General features: G+C 70.0%; 18 protein-coding genes. 14 read left to right on the top strand and 4 right to left on the bottom strand.

Annotated features, from left to right (window positions below; all coding sequences use genetic code 11):
- Positions 1–9 precede the first annotated feature (9 nt).
- The 13 genes from BN977_RS19615 (at position 10) to eccE (ending at position 16,322) form a co-directional block, all read left to right on the top strand.
- The gene (locus tag BN977_RS19615) at positions 10–594 is read left to right on the top strand and encodes a VOC family protein (protein WP_036400825.1); all 585 of its coding nucleotides are present in this window, start codon (positions 10–12) and stop codon (positions 592–594) included.
- Positions 595–732: 138 nt separating this feature from the next.
- Positions 733–1,611, top strand: coding sequence for an oxygenase MpaB family protein (locus BN977_RS19620; protein WP_036400826.1), 879 nt, complete (start codon positions 733–735; stop codon positions 1,609–1,611).
- 218 nt (positions 1,612–1,829) lie between these two features.
- Positions 1,830–3,695 carry a type VII secretion AAA-ATPase EccA gene (eccA, locus tag BN977_RS19625; RefSeq protein ID WP_051561725.1) on the top strand — a complete coding sequence of 622 codons (1,866 nt, stop codon included), beginning with the start codon at positions 1,830–1,832 and terminating at the stop codon, positions 3,693–3,695.
- Positions 3,692–5,266, top strand: a complete 1,575-nt coding sequence (eccB, locus tag BN977_RS19630) for a type VII secretion protein EccB (RefSeq protein WP_036400827.1) — start codon at positions 3,692–3,694, stop codon at positions 5,264–5,266. The genes eccA and eccB overlap by 4 nt, the downstream gene beginning before the upstream one ends.
- A complete protein-coding gene (locus BN977_RS19635) occupies positions 5,266–9,240 on the top strand; it encodes a type VII secretion protein EccC (protein WP_036400828.1) in 3,975 nt (1,324 codons plus the stop codon). Before eccB ends, BN977_RS19635 begins: the two co-directional genes overlap by 1 nt.
- The gene (locus BN977_RS19640; protein ID WP_024450933.1) at positions 9,240–9,548 is read left to right on the top strand and encodes a PE family protein; all 309 of its coding nucleotides are present in this window, start codon (positions 9,240–9,242) and stop codon (positions 9,546–9,548) included. Before BN977_RS19635 ends, BN977_RS19640 begins: the two co-directional genes overlap by 1 nt.
- Before the next feature lie 3 nt (positions 9,549–9,551).
- Positions 9,552–11,102 (top strand): PPE family protein, encoded by a 1,551-nt coding sequence (locus BN977_RS19645; RefSeq protein ID WP_036400829.1) that lies wholly within the window; start codon positions 9,552–9,554, stop codon positions 11,100–11,102.
- Positions 11,103–11,154: 52 nt separating this feature from the next.
- The gene (locus BN977_RS19650) at positions 11,155–11,448 is read left to right on the top strand and encodes a hypothetical protein (RefSeq protein WP_024450931.1); all 294 of its coding nucleotides are present in this window, start codon (positions 11,155–11,157) and stop codon (positions 11,446–11,448) included.
- Between the two features lie 20 nt (positions 11,449–11,468).
- The gene (locus BN977_RS19655; RefSeq protein ID WP_024450930.1) at positions 11,469–11,756 is read left to right on the top strand and encodes a WXG100 family type VII secretion target; all 288 of its coding nucleotides are present in this window, start codon (positions 11,469–11,471) and stop codon (positions 11,754–11,756) included.
- Positions 11,757–12,641 (top strand): ESX secretion-associated protein EspG, encoded by an 885-nt coding sequence (locus BN977_RS19660; protein ID WP_036400830.1) that lies wholly within the window; start codon positions 11,757–11,759, stop codon positions 12,639–12,641.
- Complete coding sequence (gene eccD, locus BN977_RS19665) at positions 12,623–14,047, top strand: type VII secretion integral membrane protein EccD (RefSeq protein ID WP_036400831.1); 1,425 nt, start codon at positions 12,623–12,625, stop codon at positions 14,045–14,047. Before BN977_RS19660 ends, eccD begins: the two co-directional genes overlap by 19 nt.
- The gene (gene mycP / locus BN977_RS19670; protein ID WP_036400832.1) at positions 14,044–15,417 is read left to right on the top strand and encodes a type VII secretion-associated serine protease mycosin; all 1,374 of its coding nucleotides are present in this window, start codon (positions 14,044–14,046) and stop codon (positions 15,415–15,417) included. Before eccD ends, mycP begins: the two co-directional genes overlap by 4 nt.
- The gene (gene eccE, locus BN977_RS19675) at positions 15,414–16,322 is read left to right on the top strand and encodes a type VII secretion protein EccE (RefSeq protein WP_036400834.1); all 909 of its coding nucleotides are present in this window, start codon (positions 15,414–15,416) and stop codon (positions 16,320–16,322) included. Before mycP ends, eccE begins: the two co-directional genes overlap by 4 nt.
- A gap of 12 nt (positions 16,323–16,334) precedes the next feature.
- Here eccE and BN977_RS19680 read toward each other — a convergent pair whose 3' ends face one another.
- Positions 16,335–17,210 (bottom strand): amidohydrolase family protein, encoded by an 876-nt coding sequence (locus tag BN977_RS19680; protein WP_036400835.1) that lies wholly within the window; start codon positions 17,208–17,210, stop codon positions 16,335–16,337.
- 43 nt (positions 17,211–17,253) lie between these two features.
- Here BN977_RS19680 and BN977_RS19685 point away from each other — a divergent pair, with 43 nt between their 5' ends.
- Complete coding sequence (locus tag BN977_RS19685) at positions 17,254–18,018, top strand: trans-aconitate 2-methyltransferase (RefSeq protein ID WP_036400837.1); 765 nt, start codon at positions 17,254–17,256, stop codon at positions 18,016–18,018.
- 24 nt (positions 18,019–18,042) lie between these two features.
- On the opposite strand, the gene cysC is transcribed toward BN977_RS19685, so the two are convergent.
- From cysC to stf0, 3 genes are read right to left on the bottom strand one after another with little or no spacing between them, the layout of a single operon-like run.
- On the bottom strand, positions 18,043–19,938 hold the full coding sequence (gene cysC, locus BN977_RS19690; RefSeq protein ID WP_036400838.1) for a sulfate adenylyltransferase subunit CysN: 1,896 nt from the start codon (positions 19,936–19,938) through the stop codon (positions 18,043–18,045).
- Complete coding sequence (cysD, locus tag BN977_RS19695) at positions 19,938–20,849, bottom strand: sulfate adenylyltransferase subunit CysD (protein ID WP_036400841.1); 912 nt, start codon at positions 20,847–20,849, stop codon at positions 19,938–19,940. The genes cysC and cysD overlap by 1 nt, the downstream gene beginning before the upstream one ends.
- Positions 20,846–21,655: a trehalose 2-sulfotransferase gene (gene stf0, locus BN977_RS19700; protein WP_036400845.1), complete on the bottom strand. Its 810-nt coding sequence runs from the start codon at positions 21,653–21,655 to the stop codon at positions 20,846–20,848. Before stf0 ends, cysD begins: the two co-directional genes overlap by 4 nt.
- Positions 21,656–21,663 lie beyond the last annotated feature (8 nt).

Raw genomic sequence — 21,663 nt, forward strand, 5'->3', positions numbered from 1 at the left:
GAGATCGTCATGATCAAGCCGGACAATCCGAATTCCGAATTCCAGCTCGGCGGTATCAACCACGTCGCGCTGGTGTGCTCGGACATGCAACGCACCGTGGAGTTCTACTCCGGGGTGCTCGGCATGCCGCTGATCAAGGCGATCGACCTGCCCGGCGGCATGGGGCAGCACTTCTTCTTCGACGCCGGCAACGGTGACTGCGTCGCCTTCTTCTGGTTCACCGACGCGCCCGACGGCGTCCCCGGGATCTCCGCGCCGATCGCGCTGCCGGGCCTCGGTGAGATCACCAGCGCGGTGTCCACCATGAACCACCTGGCCTTCCACGTGCCGGCGGAGAAGTTCGACGAGTACCGGGAGAAACTCAAGGCCAAGGGCGTTCGGGTCGGACCGGTGCTCAACCACGACGAGAGCGAATGGCAGGCGTCGCCGACCCTGCATCCGGGTGTCTACGTGCGGTCGTTCTACTTCCAGGACCCGGACGGCATCACGCTGGAATTCGCCTGCTGGGTCAAGCAGTTCGACCCGGACGAAGCCAAGGTGGCACCGCGGACCGCGGCCGACCGCCGCGTCAAGGTTTCTTCGCGCGAACGTTGACTACCGCTCGAAGTTCACGCGGCGATTCTTCGAGCGGTAAGCAACGTTCGCGCGGAATGGCCGCGGCGTCTTGACACCTGTCCAATCCGAGCGGCAATATCAGGAAACAACCGTTCGCACATTTGGGTAGGGGTGTCCATGACCATCGCCGAACGTCCGGTCAACGAGACCGCTCGCACCGCGGTGCGCCGGCCGCGGTGGGGCGCCGGCTTCGACGACGGGCTGATGGGGGTGGCCCTGCTGGCCGGTCCGGCGAACGTGATCATGCAGTTGGCCCGCCCCGGCGTCGGCTACGGCGTCATGGAGAGCCGGGTCGACAGCGGCCGGGTGGATCTGCACCCGATCAAGCGGGCCCGGACCACCTTCACCTATCTGGCGGTCGCCGGCCGGGGCAGCGACGCGCAGAAGGCGGCCTTCCGGCGCGCGGTCAACCGGGCGCATGCCCAGGTCTATTCCACCGAGGACAGCCCGGTGCAGTACAACGCCTTCGACAAGGATCTGCAGCTGTGGGTGGCGGCGTGTCTGTACAAGGGTGCGGTCGACGTGCACCGGCTGTTCGTCGGGGAGATGGACGAGGAAACGGCGGACCAGCACTACCGCGAGGGCATGACGCTGGGCACCACCCTGCAGGTGTCGCCGGAGATGTGGCCGGCCGACCGGGCGGCCTTCGACAAGTACTGGGCCGAATCGCTGGAGCAGGTGCACATCGACGACGCGGTGCGTGAATACCTGTACCCGATTGCGGTGGCGCGGTTGCGCGGCTTACAGCTGCCCGGCCCGCTGCAGCGGTACGCCGAGGAGTGGGCCGGATTGATCACCACCGGTTTCCTGCCGCAGCGATTCCGCGACGAGATGCGGCTGCCCTGGGATGCCCGGCGCCAGCGCCGCTTCCACCGGTTGATGACGGTGCTGCGGACGGTCAACAACGCCATGCCGGGATTCGTGCGGCAGTTCCCGTTCAACGTTCTGCTCAAGGACCTCGACTGGCGTATCCGCACCGGCCGCCCATTGATCTGACCAAGCTCTGACCAAGCTCTGACCAAGCTCTGGTCAAGCTCCAGCCAACTTGTGGCGGGTGCGCCGGGACCACGAGGCGAACCGGCCGAATCACGCAAATCACAAGGTCGCGGGGTGGTGAACGTCTCGACAGTTAGTTTATGCAATGCTAACTTCAGCGGAGTTAGCATAGGCAAACTTAAGGAGACGGCGGGCGGCGTTGTGCCCCGCGATGGCATATGGATACGGTCAGTGGCACGCTCACGCCGAGCGTAGGAGGAGCGCGCGTCGACCGCGACGTCGCGAGCAGGTTCGCGACATGCTGTCGCGCCCTGGGGCTGTCGGTCCACGATCGGCAGCGTCCCGCCGATCTTGCCGCAGCCCGGTCGGGCTTCACCGAGCTGACCCGCATCGCGCGGGAGCACTGTGACGGGTGGGTGGGCCTGGCCGCCGCGGGAGCCGGCACCGGCGACCAGGCCGGCCGGGTCATCGAAACCATCTGGCGCACCGCCGCGACGCTGGGCGTCCTGCAGCGCAATATCGAGCTGAGCCCCGGCGCGCTGGGCTTCATCTATGACACCGGGTTGTATCTGCAGTTCCGGGCGACCGACCGCGACGATATCCAGCTCGCGTATGCCGCCACCCTGGCCGATTCCGGTGACTTCGCCGCCGCGGACAGCCTGGTCGCCGAGCTGGTCGAGCGCAGGCCGCACTGGCTGCAGGCGCGCTGGGTCCGGGTCGCGATCTTCCACCGCACCCGCCGGTGGGCCGACGTGGTGCGCCTGCTCACCCCCGTCGTCAACGATCCCGCCCTCGACCAGCACTACGCGCACGCCGCCCGGGTGACCCTCGGTATCGCGCTGGCCAACCTCGGCATGTTCGCCCCGGCGATCTCGCACCTGGAGGACCCGGACGGCCCGGTCGCGGTGGCCGCCGTCGACGGCGGCCTGGCCAAGGCGCTGTCGCTGCGCGCCCAGGGCGAGACCGAGGAGGCGGCCGACGTGCTGGCCGCGTTGTACGCCGCCAATCCCGAACACGCGGGAATCGAAGAGGCGCTGCAGGATTCGTCATTCGGGTTGAACACCACCACCGCTGCCCGGATCGACGCGCGCACCGATCCGTGGGATCCGGGCACCGAGCCGGGTGAGGCCGATTTCGTCGACCCGGGAGCCAAGGAGCGCAAGGCGCACCTGCTCACCGAGGCCGAGGCCGAACTGGCCGAGTTCATCGGCCTCGACGAGGTCAAATACCAGGTGGCCCGGCTGAAGAGTTCGGTCGCGATGTCGATCCGGCGCCAGGAGCGCGGCCTGGCCGTCGCCCAGCGCACCAACCACCTGGTGTTCGCCGGCCCACCCGGCACGGGTAAGACCACCATCGCCCGTGTCGTCGCCAAGATTTATTGCGGCCTGGGCCTTTTGAAGAAGGAGACGGTGCGCGAGGTGCACCGCGCCGACCTCATCGGTCAGCACATCGGCGAAACCGAAGCCAAGACCAACGCCATCATCGACAGCGCCCTGGACGGCGTGCTGTTCCTCGACGAGGCCTACGCGCTGGTGTCCACCGGCGCCAAGAACGACTTCGGTCTGGTGGCCATCGACACCCTGCTGGCCCGGATGGAGAACGACCGCGACCGGCTGGTGGTCATCGTGGCCGGCTACCGCGCCGACCTGGACCGCTTCCTGGACACCAACGAGGGCCTGCGTTCCCGCTTCACCCGCAGCATCGACTTCCCGTCCTACAGCGCCCCGGAACTCGTCGAGATGGCGATGCGGATGGCCGAGAAGCGCGACAGCGTGTTCGAGACGGCGGCACACGACGAGATGGAGAAACTGTTCGCGCAGCTGGCGCAGGGAACGACCCCCGATGCCAACGGCGTGCCGCGGCGCAGCCTCGACATCGCCGGTAACGGCCGCTTCGTCCGAAACCTCGTGGAACGTTCCGAAGAGGAACGCGAATACCGATTGGACCACATGCCGCGATCGATCGGCGCCGCCGCGGATTCCGACGACTTCACCGACGACGAATTGATGACCATCACCGCCGATGACGTGAGCCGCTCGGCCGGCCCGCTGTTGCGCGGCCTCGGACTGACGGTGCCCGAATGAGCCCACAGGACAACGACGACCGCCGCGAGTTCGCTTCGCGCACACCGGTGAACGAGAACCCGGACCAGATCCGCCATCGGCGCGGGTTCGTCACCCGGCACCAGGTGTCGGGCTGGCGGTTCATGATGCGCCGCATCGCCTCCGGGGTCGCCTTGCACGACACCCGGATGCTGGTGGATCCCTTGCGCAGCCAGAGCCGTGCGGTGCTCGTCGGTGCCCTGGTGTTGGTCACCGGGCTGGCCGGCTGTTTCGTGTTCTCGTTGATCCGGCCCGCCGGGGACGCCGGCGCGTCCACCATCCTGGCCGACCGGGACACCTCCGCGCTGTACGTACGCATCGGGGACGTGGTGCATCCCGCCCTCAACCTCACCTCGGCCCGGTTGATCGCCGGCCGGCCGGACAATCCGACACTGGTCAAGAGCAGCGAGATCGACCGGTTCGCCCGCGGCAACCTGATCGGGATCCCGGGTGCGCCGGAACGCATGGTGCAGAACACCTCTCGGTCGGCGGACTGGACGGTGTGCGACGCGACCGCGTCGTCTCCCGTCGCCCCGGCGGGTGTCACCGTACTGGCCGGGCCTGCGGACCAGTCCGGTGAGCGGGCCGCCGCGCTGCCGCCCGGCCGTGTCGTCCTGGTGCAGAACGTGGGTGGCGTGCACGCCGGGACGTGGCTGTTGTGGAACGGCAAGCGCAGCCCGATCGACCTGGGTAACCGGGCCATCACCGATGCGCTCGGCCTGGGCGCCGACATCCCCGCCCCGCGGGTCATCGCGCCCGGCCTGTTCAATGCCATTCCGGAATCGGCGCCGCTGGTGGCCCCCACGCTGCCCGGCGCCGGCGCCCCGCCCCGTTTCGCGTTGCCGGTGCCGGTCCCCGTCGGTGCCGTAGTGGCCGCCTACGAGGCGAACAACAGCATTCGCTACTACGCCGTGCAGGCCGATGGCGTGCAACAGATCTCGCCGGTGCTGGCGGCCATGTTGCGCAACACCGATTCGTACGGCCTGCAACAGCCGCCGCGGCTCGGTGCCGATGACGTGGCCCGGCTCCCGGTGGCGTCGGGTATCGACACCGCTGCCTACCCGGCCGAGGAGGTGACCCCGGCGGACGCCGCCGCCGATCCGGTGACCTGCGCACACTGGTCCAAGCCGGCCGGCGCCACCGAAAGCTCGCTGACCCTGCTGGCCGGGGCCGCCCTGCCGCTCCCGGACGGGCTGCGCACCGTCGACCTGGTGGGAGCCGGCTCCGGCGGCACCGCCGACCGGGTCGCCCTGCCGCCGGGTCGGGGCTACTTCGTCCAGTCGGTGGGCGCGGAAGCCGGTGCCCCACAATCAGGTTCGGTCTTCTGGGTGAGCGATACCGGCGTTCGGTACGGCATCGACACCGTCGGCGACACCAAGGCTGTCGAGGCGCTGGGCCTGACCCCGCCGCCGGTGCCCATCCCGTGGTCGGTGCTCACGCAGTTCGCGGCCGGGCCGACGCTGTCGCGCGCCGACGCGCTGGTCGCTCACGACGCCCTGCCCGCCGACCCCAAACCTGGCGTGGTCACCACCGCGCGCGAGGGAGAAAACTGATGAGCCGCTTGATTTTCGAGGCCCGGCGGCGCCTGCCCGCGCCGGAGGTCCGTAAGGGCGCCATCACCATCGAGGCGCCGCCCACACTGCCGCGCCTGGTGCCACCGTCGCTGCTGCGCCGGGTGTTGCCGTACCTGATCGTCATCCTGATCGTGGGCATGATCGTGGCGCTGGTGGCCACGGGTATGCGGCTGATCTCCCCGACGACACTGTTCTTCCCGTTCGTGCTGCTGCTGGCCGCCACCGCGCTGTACCGGGGTTCGGACAACAAGTTGCGCACCGAGGAGATCGACGCCGAACGCGCCGACTACCTGCGCTACCTTTCGGTGGTTCGGGACAACGTGCGGGCGCAGGCTCAGGCCCAGCGCGCGGCGCTGGACTGGTCACACCCGGATCCCGAACTGCTGGCGGCAATCCCGGGCACCCGCAGGCAGTGGGAGCGCGACCCGCACGACACCGACTTCCTGGTGCTGCGGGCCGGTCTGCACGATGCGCCGTTGTCGGTCGCGCTGCGCGTCAAGGACGCCGTCGACGAGGTCGACCTGGAACCGGTCTCGCACACCACGCTGCGCGGTCTGCTGGACGTGCACCGCACCGTGCGTGCCGTGCCTGCCGGGATCGAGGTGGCCAAGGTTTCCCGGATCACCGTGCTCGGTGATCGCGACGAGGTGCGGGGTGCGGTGCGGGCCTGGCTCGCGCAGGCGGTCACCTGGCACGACCCCGCGGTGCTCGGGGTGGCCCTGGCCACCCCCGACCTGGAGGCGCCGGACTGGTCGTGGCTCAAGTGGTTGCCGCACGCCGACATTCCCGGTGCCGCCGACGGCGTCGGACCGGCCCGCTATCTGGCGACCGGCACCGACGAATTGCGCGCGCTGCTGGCGCCGGTGCTCACCGACCGCGGCCCGTTCACCGGCGAAATCGCGGGCAAGCACCTGCTGATCGTGCTCGACGATCCGGAGATCGACCCCGACGAGATTCTCGACCGGACCGGGGCGGCCGGTGTCACGCTGGTGCATCGGAGCACCAAAGAGCCGCACCGCGAACAATATTCGGATCCGGAGCGGCCGATCCTCAAGGTCGCCGACGGCAGGATCGTCCGGTGGCAGAACGGGGGCTGGCAGCCCTACATCGACGCCGCCGACACGTTGTCGGCCGCCGCGGCCACCCACCTGGCACGCCGGTTGGCCCGCTGGGACTCCAATCCCGACCAGGCGCGCACCGCCGCCTCGGGTGCCTCGACGTTCACCACGCTGTTCGGCATCCCGGATGCCTCGGCGCTCGATGTCGCGAGCCTGTGGGCGCCGCGCAGCCGCGAGGACGAACTGCGGGTGCCCATCGGCGTGACGGCCACCGGTGAACCGTTGATCTTCGATCTCAAGGACGAGGCCGAGGGCGGCATGGGTCCGCACGGCCTGATGATCGGGATGACCGGATCGGGCAAATCGCAGACGTTGATGTCGATCCTGTTGTCGCTGTTGACCACCCACCCGGCCGACCGGCTCATCGTCATCTACGCCGACTTCAAGGGTGAGGCCGGGGCCGACATCTTCCGGCACTTCCCGCAGGTCGTCGCCGTCATCTCCAACATGGCCGAGAAGCGGTCGCTGGCCGACCGGTTCGCCGACACCCTGCGCGGTGAGGTGGCCCGGCGGGAACAGCTGCTCAGGGACGCCGGCCGCGCGGTGCAGGGCAGCGCGTTCAACTCGGTGACCGAATACGAGGCGGCCAGGGAATCGGGGGTGGCCGGTGCCGCTGATCTGCCCCCCATCCCGACATTGTTCGTGGTGGCCGACGAGTTCACCCTGATGCTGGCCGAGCATCCCGAGTACGCCGACCTGTTCGATTACGTGGCGCGCAAGGGCCGATCGTTCCGGATCCACATCCTGTTCGCATCGCAGACCCTGGACGTCGGCCGGATCAAGGACATCGACAAGAACACCTCCTACCGGATCGGCCTGAAGGTGGCCAGCCCGTCGATCAGCCGGCAGATCATCGGCGTGGAGGACGCCTTCCACATCGAGGCCGGGCGGGAGCACAAGGGCGAGGGCTTCCTGGTGCCCGCCCCCGGCGCGACGCCCATCAAGTTCCGCAGCACCTATGTCGACGGCATCTACGACCCGCCGCGCACCGCGCGTTCCGTGGTGGTGCAGTCGCTTCCGGAACCGCAGCTGTTCACCGCGGGCCGGGTGGAGCCGGCGGTGGAGACCGTGATCCTGTCGAGTGAGCCGGACGAGGCACCGATCCCGCGCAAGCTGATCACCACCATCGGCGAGCAACTGGCGGCCTACGGTCCGAAGGCGCCGCAGCTGTGGCTGCCCCCGCTGGAGGAATCCATCCCGCTGGCCGAGCTGCTGGGCCGCGCAGCGACGGGAATCGACCCGATCGCCGAGCATCAGTTCCGCTGGCCGCTGGGCGAGATCGACAAGCCGTTCGAGATGCGCCGGGACACACTGGTCTTCGCGGCCGACTCGGCGGCGGGCAACGTCGTGGTGCACGGTGGGCCGAAGTCCGGTAAGTCGGGCGCGTTGCAGACGTTCATGCTGTCGGCGGCGGCCCTGCACGCCCCGGGCGAGGTCAGCTTCTACGTGCTGGACTACGGCGGCGGGCAGCTGGCGCCGATGGCCGACCTGGCCCACGTGGGTGCGGTTGCCTCACCGCTGGAGCCCGAGCGCATCCGCCGCACCTTCGCCGAACTGGAGCAGTTGCTGCGGGCCCGGCAGGAACGCGGCTCGGCGGCCGGTGCCGGCGGGTACGCCGACGGCCACGGCGAGGTCTTCCTGCTCATCGACAACCTGTACGCCTTCAGCCGCGACAACGTCGACACCTTCAACACCCGTAACCCCTTGCTGGCCAAGGTGACCGAACTGGTCAACACCGGGTTGGCGTACGGCATCCACGTGGTGATCACCACGCCGAACTGGCTCGAGGTGCCGCTGGCCATGCGTGACGGGCTGGGTCTGCGCCTGGAGCTCAAGCTGAATGATTCGCACGACAGCAATGTCCGGGTGGTCGGCGCGCTGCGCAGGCCTGCCGAGGCCGTGCCCGCCGACCAGCCGGGCCGTGGCCTGACCATGGCAGCCGAGCACTTCCTGTTCGCCGAGCCGGATCTGCGCCTGATTCCCGCGATCAACGCCAAGTACCCGGATCGGCGCGCCCCGGAGGTGCGGTTGCTGCCGACGCAGCTGTCCCCGGAGGTGTTGGGCCCGTTGTACGTCGGTTCCGAGCAGGTGGTCATCGGCCAGCGCGAACAGGATCTGCGCCCGGTGGCGATCGACTTCGCCCGCAACCCGCTGATGATGGTGTTCGGGGACACCCGCTCGGGCAAGACCACCCTGCTGCGGCACCTGATCCGCACCATCCGGGAGGGCTCGACCGAAGATCAGGCCGCGTTCACCGTCGTGGACCGCCGCCTGCAACTGGTGGACGAGCCGCTGTTCCCCGACAACGAGTACACCGCCAACATCGACCGCATCACGCCCGCGATGCTCGGGCTGTCCGCGTTGATCGACAAACGCCGGCCACCGGCCGGGTTGTCACCGCAGGAACTGCGCAACTGGACGTACACGGGGCACACCCACTACCTGATCATCGACGACGTCGACCAGATCCCGGACGGGCCCGCCGTCAGCGGACCGTACGTCGGGCAGCGGCCGTGGACACCGTTGCTGGGCTTGCTGTCGCAAGCCGGGGACCTGGGGCTGCGGGTCATCGTCACCGCGCGGGCCAGCGGGTCGGCGCACGCGGTGATGACCGCGCCGCTGCTGCGCAGGCTCAACGACCTGCAGGCGAACATCCTCATGCTCTCGGGCAGCGCGGCCGACGGCGGCAAATTGCGTGGCCACCGGTTCCACCGGCTGCCCCCCGGGCGTGCCGTGCTGCTGAGCGACAGTGCCGACGCCACCCACGTGCAGTTGGTGAATCCCTTCGCTGCAGAGCATGTTTCGGCCAGTACAAACGGAAAGGAATACAGCTGATGACGCTGCGTGTCGTTCCCGAAGGTCTGACCGCGGCGGCCGCCGCGGTGGAGGCGCTCACCGCACGGCTGGCCGCGGCGCACGCCGCCGCCGCGCCGGTGGTGAACGCCGTACTGCCGCCGGCCGCCGACCCGGTGTCGCTGCAGACCGCTGCCGGTTTCAGCGCGGCGGGCACCGAGCACAACGCGGTCGCCGCGCTGGCCGTGGAGGAGCTGGGCCGGTCTGCCGCCGGGGTGGCCCAATCCGGCGCCAGTTACGCCGCCGGTGATGCGCTGGCCGCCTCGTCGTACCTGATCGCCCGCGGCTGACCCATGTTCACCCCCGTCTGGATGGCGCTGCCGCCCGAAGTGCACTCGGCACTGCTCAGCAGCGGTCCGGGACCCGGGCCGCTGCTGGCTGCCGCGGGGGCCTGGCAATCGCTCAGCGCCGAATACGCCTCCGCTGTCGCCGAACTGACCGCCACCCTGGGTACCGTCGGCGCCGGTTCGTGGGAAGGCCCGAGCGCGGAACAGTACATCGCCGCGCACCAGCCGTACCTGGCCTGGCTGGCCCAAGCGGGCGCCAACAGCGCGATCGCGGCCGCCCAGCACGAGACCGCGGCGGCCGCGTACAGCACCGCGCTGGCCACCATGCCGACGCTCGCGGAACTGGCCGCCAATCACGTCATCCACGGAGTGCTGTTGGCCACCAACTTCTTCGGTATCAACACGATCCCGATCGCGGTGAACGAGGCCGACTACGTCCGGATGTGGATCCAGGCGGCCACCGTGATGAGCACCTACCAAGCGGTGTCGGCGGCGACCGTCGCGGCCACACCCGCACTGCCGCCCGCGCCGATGCTGGTGAAGCCCGGGGTCGGCGAGGCGGGCAACGCCACCGCGACGGCCACCCAATCGGTCGCGCAGGCACAGGCACTGGATTCCGGTACCGCGCTGGACAGTTCGAACTCGATCCTGAGCTACCTGGAGTCCTACATCAAGTCGCTGCCGGGCGGCGACCTCATCTGGGACTTCCTGCAGAACCCGATCGGGACGACGCGGCAGATCATCATCGACTTCCTCACCAACCCGTCCGCGGCGCTGGTGCAGTGGGGACCGCTGCTGGCAGCGCTGTTGTACCAGGCCATCTTCCAGCCGGTCGGCTGGGGCACGTGGGGCGCGCTGCTCGTCGCCCCGTTCCTGCTCCCTGTGCTGGCCGGGGTCGGCCTCGGCATGCTGGGGCTGCTGGCGCTGCTGCCGGAACCGGAGGTACCCGCCGAGGCGGCGCCCGAGGCGCCGGCGCCGCAGCGGGCCGACCAGCCCAACGTGTGGCCGGTCGCCAGCGTCGCCCCGACCATCGGCACCCCGGCAGGCGCTCCGGCCGGGGCGCCGGCAGGTACGGCTCCCGCCGGCGCGCCCGCCGCCACCCCGGCCGCGGCCACCACCGTCGCCTACGCGGTGCGCGGTGGCGACCCCGGCGAGGGCTTCACCCCGGTGATCCGGGATCGCACCGCGGCCAAGGCGCCGGCCTCCGGATCGGCAGCCGCGGTGGGGTCGGCAGCGGCGCTGAGCGCCGCCGAACGCCGGAAACGGCGCCGCAAGAAGGCCGCCGAGATCCAGGATTTCGCGTATGCCGACGAGTACATGGACTACGACGAGAACGACGACCGCCCACCGGTGCCGCACGAGCAGGAGCCCGCGGTCACCGCGTCCACCCGCGGGGCGGGAACGATGGGCTTCACCGGCGCGGTGAGCGGTGACGCCGAGGACACCACCGCCGCCGGCCTGACCGAACTGACCGGTGACCAATTCGGTGGTGGACCGGTCAATCCGATGTTGCCGGGTAACTGGCCATCCGATGGACAAGGGGGACAACGCAACTGAACGCAGCACCCAACGTGACCAGCACTGATCGACACATCGAGAAGGAAATCCCATGAGCATGCTCGACGCCCACATCCCGCAGATCGTCGCCTCGGAGAGCGCCTTCGGAGCCAAGGCCGCGCTGATGCGCAGCACCATCGCCCAGGCCGAGCAGGCCGCGACGGCCTCACAGGCCTTCCACATGGGCGAGGCCTCGGCCGCGTTCCAGGCCGCGCACGCCCGTTTCATCGAGGTGGCCGCCCGGGTCAACGCCCTGCTGGACATCGCCCAGGCCAATCTCGGCGACGCGGCGGGCACCTACGTGGCGCAGGACGCCGCCGCCGCCAGCAGCTACACCTCCATCTGACCTTCCACCAGGAGAACACCATGTCGCAGATCATGTACAACTACCCGGCCATGCTGGGGCTCGCCGGTGAGATGGCCGGGTACGCGGGCGCTCTCAACGCGGTGGGCGCGGATATCGCCGCGGAGCAGGCCGCGCTGGGCAGCGCCTGGCAAGGTGACACCGGGATGACCTACCAGGCCTGGCAGGCCCAGTGGAACACCAGCATGAGCGAGCTGGTCCGGGCGTACCAGGCGATGGCCAGCACGCATGAGACCAACACCGTCGCGATGAACGCCCGCGACCAGGCCGAGGGCGCCAAATGGGGCTAGATGGCTGCTAACGCGGTCGAGCTGACCGTCGAGCAGGCCTGGTACCTCGCCGAGTTGACCGGCTCCGGCTCGTTCCCGTGGGTGCTGGCGATCACGCCGCCCTACAGCGAGCCGTCCGCCGGTGCCGGCTTCGCGGCCGACCGCACCGCCGAACTGGTCGACCTGGGCGTGTTGTCCGGCAGTGGGAGCGTCAATCCCGCTGTCGCCCGGTGGATCCGGATGACCTGCCGGGCCCGGCAGTGGCTGGAGCTGCGGGTGGTGAGCCCCGGCGGCGGGATGCTGCGGGGTGTGGTCGGCAGGCAGGAGGGGCACACCGTCGTCGCGCTGCGCAGCGGCGGACTGGTGACGTTCACCGAGGTGGACCTCGCCGACCCGGGCGATATGGTGCCGGTGGTCACGGCCGGCCTGCAACGCCGGCGGCCGGCCGACTTCGACGAGTTCACCATACCCATGCGGGCCGGCGCGCGCGCGGACGAAAAGCTGCGCGGCGGAGCCGATCTCACCGAAGTCGTGGCCCACCTGGGTATCCCGGCGTCGGCGCGGCCGGTGGTGGAGGCGGTGTTCACCGGACCGCGCAGCTACGTCGAGATCGTGGCCGGTGAGCACCGGGACGGCTACCGGGTGAGCACCGAGGTCGGGGTCAGCGTCATCGACTGCGCCGCGGGACGCATCCTGGTGCACCCGCACCGGGCGTTCGACGGGGAATGGGTGTCGACCTTCACCCCGGGTGACCTGCCGGCGATCGCCGCCGCGGTGGACCGCTTGACCGCAAGCCTGCCGGACGGCTCGTGGTTCGCCGACGCGAGGAACGATCGACCTTCAGCCGCACCGCCCAACCGAGATTTCGAACAGAGAACGGAAAACCGATGCCCGACAACACTGTGATGCCGATCGTGCGGGTGGCCGTGCTGGCCGCCGGCGCCGACGAGGAGTCCGGTCGTGCCGCCGGGCGGCTCACCGAGCTGGCGCTGCCGGCCGAACTGCCGCTACGCGAGATCATCCCGGCCGTGCAGCGCACCGTGCTGCCCGCCGACGACGGTGCCGATCTCGACGGCACGCCGGCGAGGTTGAGCCTGGCCCCGATCGGCGGCGCACCGTTCAGTCTGGACGCCACGCTGGACACCGTCGGGGTGGTCGACGGCGATCTGCTGGCATTGCAGGAAATTCCGGCCGGCCCGGCCGCACCACGCATCATCGAGGACATCGCCGATGCCGCGGCCATCTTCTCCACCGCCCGGGAACGCGCCTGGGGGGCCGGCCAGATCCAACGCGGCGCCGTCGCGGCGGTGATCGCCTTCCTGCTGCTGGCCACCGCTTTGGCGGCCACCTTCCGGGTCGGCACCGGCCATGCGGGCGGGTTGTTCACCCTGGCCGGAGTCGCCGTCGTGGCGGTGGTGGCGTCGCTGGTCGCCCGACCGCGGTCGGTGTCGCTGGGTACGGCGCTGGCGGTGACCGCACTGGTTCCGGTGGCCGCGGCATTCGCGCTGGCCGTCCCCGGTGACTTCGGTGCCGCACAACTGCTGCTCGCCGCGGCCGGCGTGACCGCCTGGTCGATCATCGGCATCGTCGTGTTCGAGCGCGCCATCGCGACCTTCACCACGACCGCGGTCACCGGATTCGGTGTGTTGCTGTTTGCCGCCCTGGCTTCGGTGTGGGAGCTGAACGACACCCGGATCGGTTGCGGCTTGCTCGTTTTCGCGCTCGTGGTCACGGTGCAGGCCGCCCAACTGTCGGCGCTGTGCGCGCGGCTGCCCGTCCCCGTCATCCCCGCACCGGGCGACCCGACCCCGTCGGCGCAACCGCTGCGGGTGCTGGAGGATCTGCCCCGCCGGGTGCGCGTCACCAACGCGCACCAAACCGGTTTCCTGGCCGCCGGCGTTCTGCTGTCGGCCACTGGTTCGGTGATCCTGGTCGCCGGACCCGTGGTGTCGCCGTGGGCGTGGGTTCTGGTGGTCGTCGCGGCGCTGGGCACGGCCTTGCGCGCCCGGGTGTGGGATTCGGCCGCCTGCAAGGCGTGGCTGCTGAGTCATTCGTTCCTGGTGACGTCCGCGCTGCTGATCGTCCTGCTGGTCACCGATCGCTACACCGCGGCCTGGTGGGCCTTGGGTGTGCTGACCGTGCTGGTCGCCGGCTGGGTGCTGGTCGCGTCGAATCCACGGATCGCCGCGCCGGACACCTACTCGCTGCCGGCGCGGCGCCTGCTGGGCTTCGTCGCGGCCGCGGTGGACGCCTCGGTGATCCCGCTGGCCGCCTACCTGCTCGGCCTGTTCGAATGGGTTCTGAATAGGTGACCGGATCCCGTTGTGGCTCAGCACTCCTCGGTGCCGTCGGTGCCGTGGTGCTGCTGAGCTGTCCCGCCGCGGGCGCCGTCACCCCGCCGGCGGTCGACGATCAGGTGGCTCCACCCACCGGTGCCGCGGGTCCGGTGCAGGCCATGGCGCTGCGCACCCCGTGCGTGACCACCGGCGTGCTGCCCGGCACCGACTCGGCGGCGGTGAACCCGAACCAGGTGGCGCTCGACCTGCCCGGTGCCTGGCGGTACAGCCGCGGTGACGGGCAGACCGTCGCCGTCATCGACACCGGCGTCCGCCCTGGCCCGCGGCTGCCGAATGTCGAGCCCGGCGGTGACTTCGTCGAAGCGGGGGACGGGTTGTCCGACTGTGACGGGCATGGCACGCTGATCGCCGGGCTGATCGCCGGGCAGCCCGGCGCGGACGGGTTCTCCGGGGTGGCCCCTGGTGCCCGGCTGGTGTCGATCCGCCAGACCTCCGCGCACTACTCGCCCGCGCAGCAGGGTGCAGACCCGGTGCTCACCCGGGCCGGGATCGATATCGCGACGCTGGCCCGCGCGGTGGTGCGGGCGGCCGACCTGGGTGCGCGGGTGATCAACATCTCCGCGGTGACCTGCCTGCCCGCCGACAACACCGTCGACCAGTCCGCGCTCGGCGCGGCGCTGCGGTACGCCGCGGTCGACAAGGACGCCGTGATCATCGCGGCGGCCGGTAACAGCAGTTCCACCACCGCAGCCGGAACATCATGTGCGGCAAACCCACTCGCCGATCCGGCCCGGGCAGGCGATCCGCGCAACTGGGGTGGCGTCACATCGGTGTCCATCCCGTCCTGGTGGCAGCCCTATGTGCTGTCCGTCGGTGCGCTGACCCGCCAGGGTGAGCCCGCACCGTTCACCATGGCCGGACCGTGGGTCGGCATCGCCGCGCCGGGGCAGGACATCACGTCGCTGAGCAACAGCACCGACGGTGGACTGGCCAACGGGTTGCCCGATGCCAGAGGCGAACTGGCGCCCGCCAGCGGCACCAGTTACGCCGCGGCGTACGTGTCAGGGGTGGCTGCGCTGGTGCGGGCCCGTTTCCCCGAACTGACCGCGGAGCAGGTGGTGCGGAGGCTGACGGTGACCGCGCACGGTGCCGACCGCTCACCGTCGAATGTGGTGGGCGCGGGCAGTATCGACCCCGTAGCCGCCCTGACCTGGGATGTTCCCGGACCGGGCGGTCCCGCCGATACGGCGAAAGCGGTTGCCGCACCGCCGGTCCCGGCGCCCGAAGACTCCACCCCACGGACCGTCGCATTCATCGGCACCGGGGTACTCGCGTTGGTGGTCCTGGTGGTCGCCGCTCTTCGACGGAAGGACTCAGCCGCATGACGGCCCGACTCGCCCTGGCGTTGCTGTTCATCATCCCGGCCGCGCTGGCCTATCCCTGGCCGACGGTCACCTCGCGATGGGTGCTCGGAGTGGCGATCACCGTGGTGATCCTTGTGTTTGCCTGGTGGCGAGGCGAATTCGTCACGACGCTGCTGGGCCGCCGGCTGGCGATCGTCGTGCGCAATGCCCGCAAGTCCCCGACCGGTGGGCAACCGGCCGATCGTGGCTCGGTGCTGCTGCGGATCGACGGCACCGGTGACCTACCGGTGCCGCTGATCGCCGGGTACGTCGACCGGTACGGACTGCGCTGCGACAAGGTCCGGATCACCAGTCGGGACCAGGGCGGGCAGCGGCAGACCTGGGTGGGACTGACCCTGGCCGCCGAGGACAATCTGCCTGCACTGCAGGCACGTTCGGCGCACCTTCCGCTGCACGACACCGTCGACGTGATCGGCCGCCGGTTGGCCGGCCACCTCAGGGAACATGGTTGGACGGTCACCGCGGTCGAGGGTGGTCAGCCGGCACCGGTTCGCGGTGACGCGCGTGAATCGTGGCGTGCGCTGGCCGATGACGCCGGATTCGTTGCGGCCTACCGCATTCCGGTGCAGGCGCTGCCGGAGCTGCTGGACGCCGTATGGGCGAGCCCGGCGCAGGAGACCTGGACCGCCGTCGAGTTCGGCGTGCACAGTGTCGCGGCTGTCGTCGCCTTCCGTACCGCCGAGGCCCCCGGCGCCGCGGTACCGGTACCGGGGCTGGCCCGGCTGGGCGGGCGGCAACGGCCCGTGCTCGACGCGCTCGAACTGTCCGCCGCGCAACGGCTGGACGGTCACGGACCGGCCACCCCGGACCTGCCGACGTGGTTGTCCTGGCCGGTGGATGCCGCCGGTGTACCGGTCAGGACGTAGCACGCACACGGGTCAGTTCAGCCCGAACAACGCCGCACCGTTGTGGTGGAACACCGCACGCAGCCAGGCGTCGTCGACGCCGGGCAACCGGGTCAGCGCCGTCATCGCATCCAGGTAGCCGTACGGAATGTTGGGGAAGTCGCTGCCCCACAGGATGCGGTCACCGAGTGCGCGTAGCCGCGGGTATTCGGCGGCGGGAAACGGCATGGTCTCCTCGGCGAACCCGGTGAAGGCCATGGTGGTGTCCAGGGCCACGTCGTAATCTTCGGCCAGGTCCAGGAATTCGGTGTACTCCGGCATGCCCATGTGCGCCACGATCAACCGCAACCGTGGGTGGCACCGCAGGACGGCGCGCACCGGATCGGGTCCGGTGTGGTTGCCCGGCTGCGGCCCCGACCCACAGTGGATGACGATCGGGATACCGGCGTCGGCCAGCATGCCCCAGACGTCGTCGAGCAACGCGTCGGTGGGGTCGAACCCGCCGACCTGCACGTGCACCTTGAACACCCGGGTGCCCCCGGCGATGGCCGCTTTCACGTACTCGGCGGCGCCCGGTTCGGGATAGAAGGTGGCCGTCGACAGGCAGTCCGGGGTGTCGGCCGCGAACCGCGCGGCCCACTGGTTCAGCCACGCCGCCATGTCGGGCTTGTGCGGGTAGAGCAGGGAGGTGAAGGCGCGGACCCCGAACGCTCGCAGCGTGTCCAGCCGGGCCTGCTCGTCGCTGCGGTAGGTGATGGGCCAGGGCCGGCCCACCAGCGGGCCCGCCGCGTCGAAGTACTGCCAGACCTTGTCCATGACGTTCTTGGGCATGAAGTGGGTGTGCACGTCGACGATGCCGGGCAACCCGAGGGATTCCCAGATCCGACGCACCGAAGTCGGTTCGTCCATCGTCACCGAACATACTCACAGCCCGGGGAGGACAATCGCAGGCGTGTGGAATCCCGATGTGTACCTCGCGTTCGCCGATCACCGCGGACGCCCGTTCTTCGACCTGCTGTCGCGGGTGGCCGCCGACGCGCCACGCCGGGTGGCCGACCTGGGCTGTGGTCCCGGCAACCTGACCGAGACGCTCGGCCGGCGCTGGCCGGGTGCGCAGATCGAGGCGTGGGACTCGTCGCCGGAGATGGTGGCGAAGGCGCGCGAGCGTGGCCTGGACGCCGCGGTCGGCGACATCGAGGGCTGGACCCCGCGCCCCGATACCGACGTGGTGCTGTCCAACGCCGCGCTGCAGTGGGTGCCGGGGCATCGGGACATCGTGCTGCGGTGGACCCGGCAGCTGGCACCCGGTTCGTGGATCGCCTTCCAGGTGCCCGGCAACTTCGACGCGCCTTCGCACCGGGCGATCCGGGAGGTGGCGCGGCGCGAACCGTTCGCCGAGCCGCTGCGCGAGATGCCCTGGCGGGAGGCTGATGTCGTCGGTGACCCGGAGGATTACGCCGGGCTGCTCACCGACGCCGGTTGCACGGTGGACGCCTGGGAGACCACCTATATCCACGAACTCCGCGGCGAGACACCGGTGTTGGACTGGATCACCGGGACCGCGCTGACCCAGGTGAAGGCCAGGCTGTCCGAGGAGCTGTGGCAGCAGTACCGGCGGGCGATCATCCCGGTGCTCGCGCAGGCCTACCCGGTGCGTGCCGACGGCATCACGTTCTTCCCGTTCCGGCGGGTGTTCGTCGTCGCCCAAACGCGGTGATTCGTGGAGCCGCACCCGGAATGGTTACGGGTGCGGCTCCACAAATCGCTTCTTGTCGAGCAGTTCGATGACCTGTCGGACCAAATGTTCGATATCGGCGCCGGTGGTGTCGACCACCAGGTCGGGGGCGTCGGGTGCCTCATAGGGCGCATCGATCCCGGTGAGGCCCTTGAGTTCCCCGGACTTGGCGCGTGCGTACAGGCCCTTCGGGTCGCGGCGCGCGCACTCCTGGACCGGGGTGGCGACGTGGATTTCGATGAACGGCAGCTTGGCGGCGTCGTTCAGGGATCGGGCGATCTCGCGATCCGAGCGCAGCGGCGACACCAGCGCGGCCAGCGCGACGACGCCGGCGTCGGCCAGCAGCCGGGTGAGATGGCCCACCCGCCTGATGTTCTCGGTGCGGTCGCCCGCCGAGAAGCCGAGATCGTCGGACAAGCCGTGCCGCAGATTGTCCCCGTCCAGCAGATAGGCCACCTGGCCGGACTCGACCAGTGCCCGCTCCACGGCCACGGCCAGCGTGGACTTGCCCGAGGCGGGCAACCCGGTGAACCAGATGGTGGCGCCGCGCTGCCCGGTCTTGCTCCAGCGGTACTCGCGGTCCAGGGACGACGGATGCCACTTGATGTCGGAGCGGTTGTGACCGCTGGGCTTGAGCTCGCGGGCCTCGACGATGATGCCGGCGCCCACGGTGTCGTTGGACACCTCGTCGATCAGGATGAAGGCGCCGCTGTCCCGGTTCTCGGCGTACGGGTCGGCCACCACCACCGAGCTGGTGCGCAGTGTCACCGAACCGATATCGTTGAGCGCCAGTTCGACCGGGCCGTCGAGCTCGTCGAGCGTCTCGGGGTCCAGCTTGGTGTGCAGATCCTGCACGGTGGCCCGCACGGTGCGGGTGCCCTGCTTGAGCGCCAGCCGATCACCGGCGCGTAACGGGCTGTCCTGGAACCAGCACACCGTGGCGTCGATCTCGCGGGCCAGCACCGGCAGCGCGGCATGGTCGGCCGCGCTGACGAACACGTCGCCGCGCCCGACGTCGATATCGTCGGCCAGTTCGATCGACACCGACAGCGGCGCCACGGCGGTGGTCCGGTCGTCGTCGAGGGTGTCGAGCACGGTGACGGTGGACCGGGTGCCCGCGGGCAGGCTCACCACCTCGTCGCCGACGCTCAGCGTGCCGGCCGACAGCCGGCCGGTGTAGCGGCGACGCTGTTCTGAGGTGGGGCGCGACACCCACTGCACCGGGAGCCGCAGATTGGCGGGCTCCGGGTGCGGTGCCGAGAGTTCGATGGCCTCAAGGTATTCCAGTAGCGTCGGGCCGGCGTACCACGGCGTGTTGGTGGAACGGTGCACGACGTTGTCGCCCAGCTTGGCCGCGATGGGGATCACGGTCAGCTCGGCACCGCCGAGCCGGTCGGCGACCAACTGCAGTTCGCGCTGCACCTCGGTGAACCGGCCCTCGTCGAAGTCGACCAGGTCGATCTTGTTGACGGTGGCCACAAAGTGCTTGATTCCCAACAACTTAGCGATCCTGGCGTGCCGGCGGGTTTGGCGCAGCACGCCCGCGCGGGCGTCCACCAGCAGGATGGCCACGTGCGCGTTGGAGGCGCCGGTGAACATGTTGCGGGTGTAGCGCTCGTGCCCCGGGGTGTCGGCCAGGATGTAGCTGCGGGTCTCGGTGGAGAAGAACCGGTAGGCCACGTCGATGGTGATGCCCTGCTCGCGCTCGGCGCGCAGGCCGTCGGACAGGGCGGCCAGGTCGGCCACGCCCTCCTCGTCGGTGACCGCCTCCAGATGATCCAGCGGCAGGCTGTCGGTGTCGTGCAGCAGCCGGCCGATCAGGGTGCTCTTACCGTCGTCGACCGAGCCGGCGGTGGTGATGCGGAGCAACTGCCGGGTCGTCGAGCCCGTCTGAGAACCCATCAGAAGTAACCCTCTCGCTTGCGGTCTTCCATGGCCGCCACGGATGTACGGTCATCGGCCCGGGTCTCGCCCCGTTCGGAGACGGTGGCCGCCGAGATCTCGGCGATCACCCCGTCGATGGTGGTGGCGGTGGACCGCACCGCGCCGGTGATGGTGAGGTCGCCGACGGTGCGGTAGCGCACCCACTCGACGGCGGCCTTCTCGTCACCGGTCGGCTGCGTGTACTCCGACACCGCGAGCAGGATGCCGTCCCGCTCGAACACCTCGCGTTCGTGGGCGAAGTAGATCGACGGCAGCTCAAGGTTTTCCAGTTCGATGTAGCGCCAGATGTCGATCTCGGTCCAGTTCGAGAGGGGGAACACGCGGACCTGCTCACCCTTGCGGATGCGGCCGTTGTACAGCGACCACGGCTCGGGCCGTTGGGCCCGCGGGTCCCACTGGCCGAACTCGTCACGGAAGCTCAGGATGCGTTCCTTGGCACGGGCGCGTTCCTCGTCGCGCCGGGCTCCGCCGAACGCGGCGTCGAAACCGCCGGCCTCCAGCGCGTCGAGCAGGGTGCGGGTCTGTTGCCGGTTGCGGGAGGCGCCGGGGCCGGGATCGGCCACCCGGCCGCTGTCGATGGTCTCCTGCACCGAGCCGACGAGCAGCTTGTGACCCTGGCCGGTGGTGCGCCGGTCCCGGAACTCGATGACCTCGGCGAAGTTGTGCCCGGTGTCGACGTGCAGCACCGGAAAGGGCAGCGGGAGAGGCCGGAAGGCCTTCTCCGCCAACCGGAGCAGCACGATGGAATCCTTGCCTGCGGAGAACAGCAGCACCGGGCGCTGCAGTTCGGCCACCACCTCGCGGATGATGTGCACCGCTTCGGCCTCCAGCAGCCGTAGCTCGTCGACGTGGACGGTGTCGGTGGTCATGTCGGCAGTCCTTCCCGGTGCGCATCCGCGCGGTAACGGTCGACCCATTCGTCGGATCGCTGATCGGCCTGGCGTTCCAGTACCGGCTGCGGCGCCAACCGCGGGTCCAGGCCCAGTTGCTCCAGCACGGTGGCCACCACGGTGGTGAGGTTGCGCCACAGATACGGGTAGGAGACGTCGATCGGTTCCACGCCTTCCTCGGCGAACCAGTTGCGCCAGCCCTCTTCCTGGGCGCGCAGCAGTTTCACGACATGCGCGATGCCACCGGCGTGGTATTCGGCGCGGGCATCGCGCACCGGGTCGGGCCGCCCGCGCCACACCCGGGTCTGCACCGCCCGCCAGAACGACACCGCCTGGGACACCACGTCGGGCCGGTAGACGTGGATCAGTACCGGGTCGCTGCCCACCACATCGCGGATGGCGGCCAGCAGCCCGTCGCCGGAGCGGTTCGGTAGATCCTTGGCCCGGTCCAGCAGCAGCGGCGTCTGGTTCCACATCAGCTTGCCGCCCCACACCCCGTTCGGGGTGCGCCCGACGGTCTGGATGTAGTCGCGCCAGATCTCGGCGGGCGCCAGGTCGGGTTTGCCCTCGACCAGCGGGTCGAGCAGTCGCAGGATCGACTCGTCGGTGACATCGGCGAACCACTCCCGCGGCTGCGGCGACATGCTGGTGGTGGGCAGGTACTGGAAGAACTCCTGCGGCTCGCCGGCCACGCCCGTCGCGCGCAGCGATTCCACCAGCAGCGTGCTGCCGCTGCGCTGCGAGGCGAGGACCAGATACGCCGTGGGTGCCGTCGGTGAAGCCATGCGCGAGA

Origin of the sequence: Mycolicibacterium cosmeticum, from assembly GCF_000613185.1 — a bacterium.
GTDB classification, from domain to species: domain Bacteria; phylum Actinomycetota; class Actinomycetes; order Mycobacteriales; family Mycobacteriaceae; genus Mycobacterium; species Mycobacterium cosmeticum.

Coding starts and splice junctions, on each gene's coding strand:
- BN977_RS19615 (WP_036400825.1), top strand. CDS start 10: ATGATCAAGCCGGACAATCCGAATTCCGAATTCCAGCTCGGCGGTATC.
- BN977_RS19620 (WP_036400826.1), top strand. CDS start 733: ATGACCATCGCCGAACGTCCGGTCAACGAGACCGCTCGCACCGCGGTG.
- eccA (WP_051561725.1), top strand. CDS start 1,830: ATGGATACGGTCAGTGGCACGCTCACGCCGAGCGTAGGAGGAGCGCGC.
- eccB (WP_036400827.1), top strand. CDS start 3,692: ATGAGCCCACAGGACAACGACGACCGCCGCGAGTTCGCTTCGCGCACA.
- BN977_RS19635 (WP_036400828.1), top strand. CDS start 5,266: ATGAGCCGCTTGATTTTCGAGGCCCGGCGGCGCCTGCCCGCGCCGGAG.
- BN977_RS19640 (WP_024450933.1), top strand. CDS start 9,240: ATGACGCTGCGTGTCGTTCCCGAAGGTCTGACCGCGGCGGCCGCCGCG.
- BN977_RS19645 (WP_036400829.1), top strand. CDS start 9,552: ATGTTCACCCCCGTCTGGATGGCGCTGCCGCCCGAAGTGCACTCGGCA.
- BN977_RS19650 (WP_024450931.1), top strand. CDS start 11,155: ATGAGCATGCTCGACGCCCACATCCCGCAGATCGTCGCCTCGGAGAGC.
- BN977_RS19655 (WP_024450930.1), top strand. CDS start 11,469: ATGTCGCAGATCATGTACAACTACCCGGCCATGCTGGGGCTCGCCGGT.
- BN977_RS19660 (WP_036400830.1), top strand. CDS start 11,757: ATGGCTGCTAACGCGGTCGAGCTGACCGTCGAGCAGGCCTGGTACCTC.
- eccD (WP_036400831.1), top strand. CDS start 12,623: ATGCCCGACAACACTGTGATGCCGATCGTGCGGGTGGCCGTGCTGGCC.
- eccE (WP_036400834.1), top strand. CDS start 15,414: ATGACGGCCCGACTCGCCCTGGCGTTGCTGTTCATCATCCCGGCCGCG.
- BN977_RS19680 (WP_036400835.1), bottom strand. CDS start 17,210: ATGGACGAACCGACTTCGGTGCGTCGGATCTGGGAATCCCTCGGGTTG.
- cysC (WP_036400838.1), bottom strand. CDS start 19,938: ATGGGTTCTCAGACGGGCTCGACGACCCGGCAGTTGCTCCGCATCACC.
- cysD (WP_036400841.1), bottom strand. CDS start 20,849: ATGACCACCGACACCGTCCACGTCGACGAGCTACGGCTGCTGGAGGCC.
- stf0 (WP_036400845.1), bottom strand. CDS start 21,655: ATGGCTTCACCGACGGCACCCACGGCGTATCTGGTCCTCGCCTCGCAG.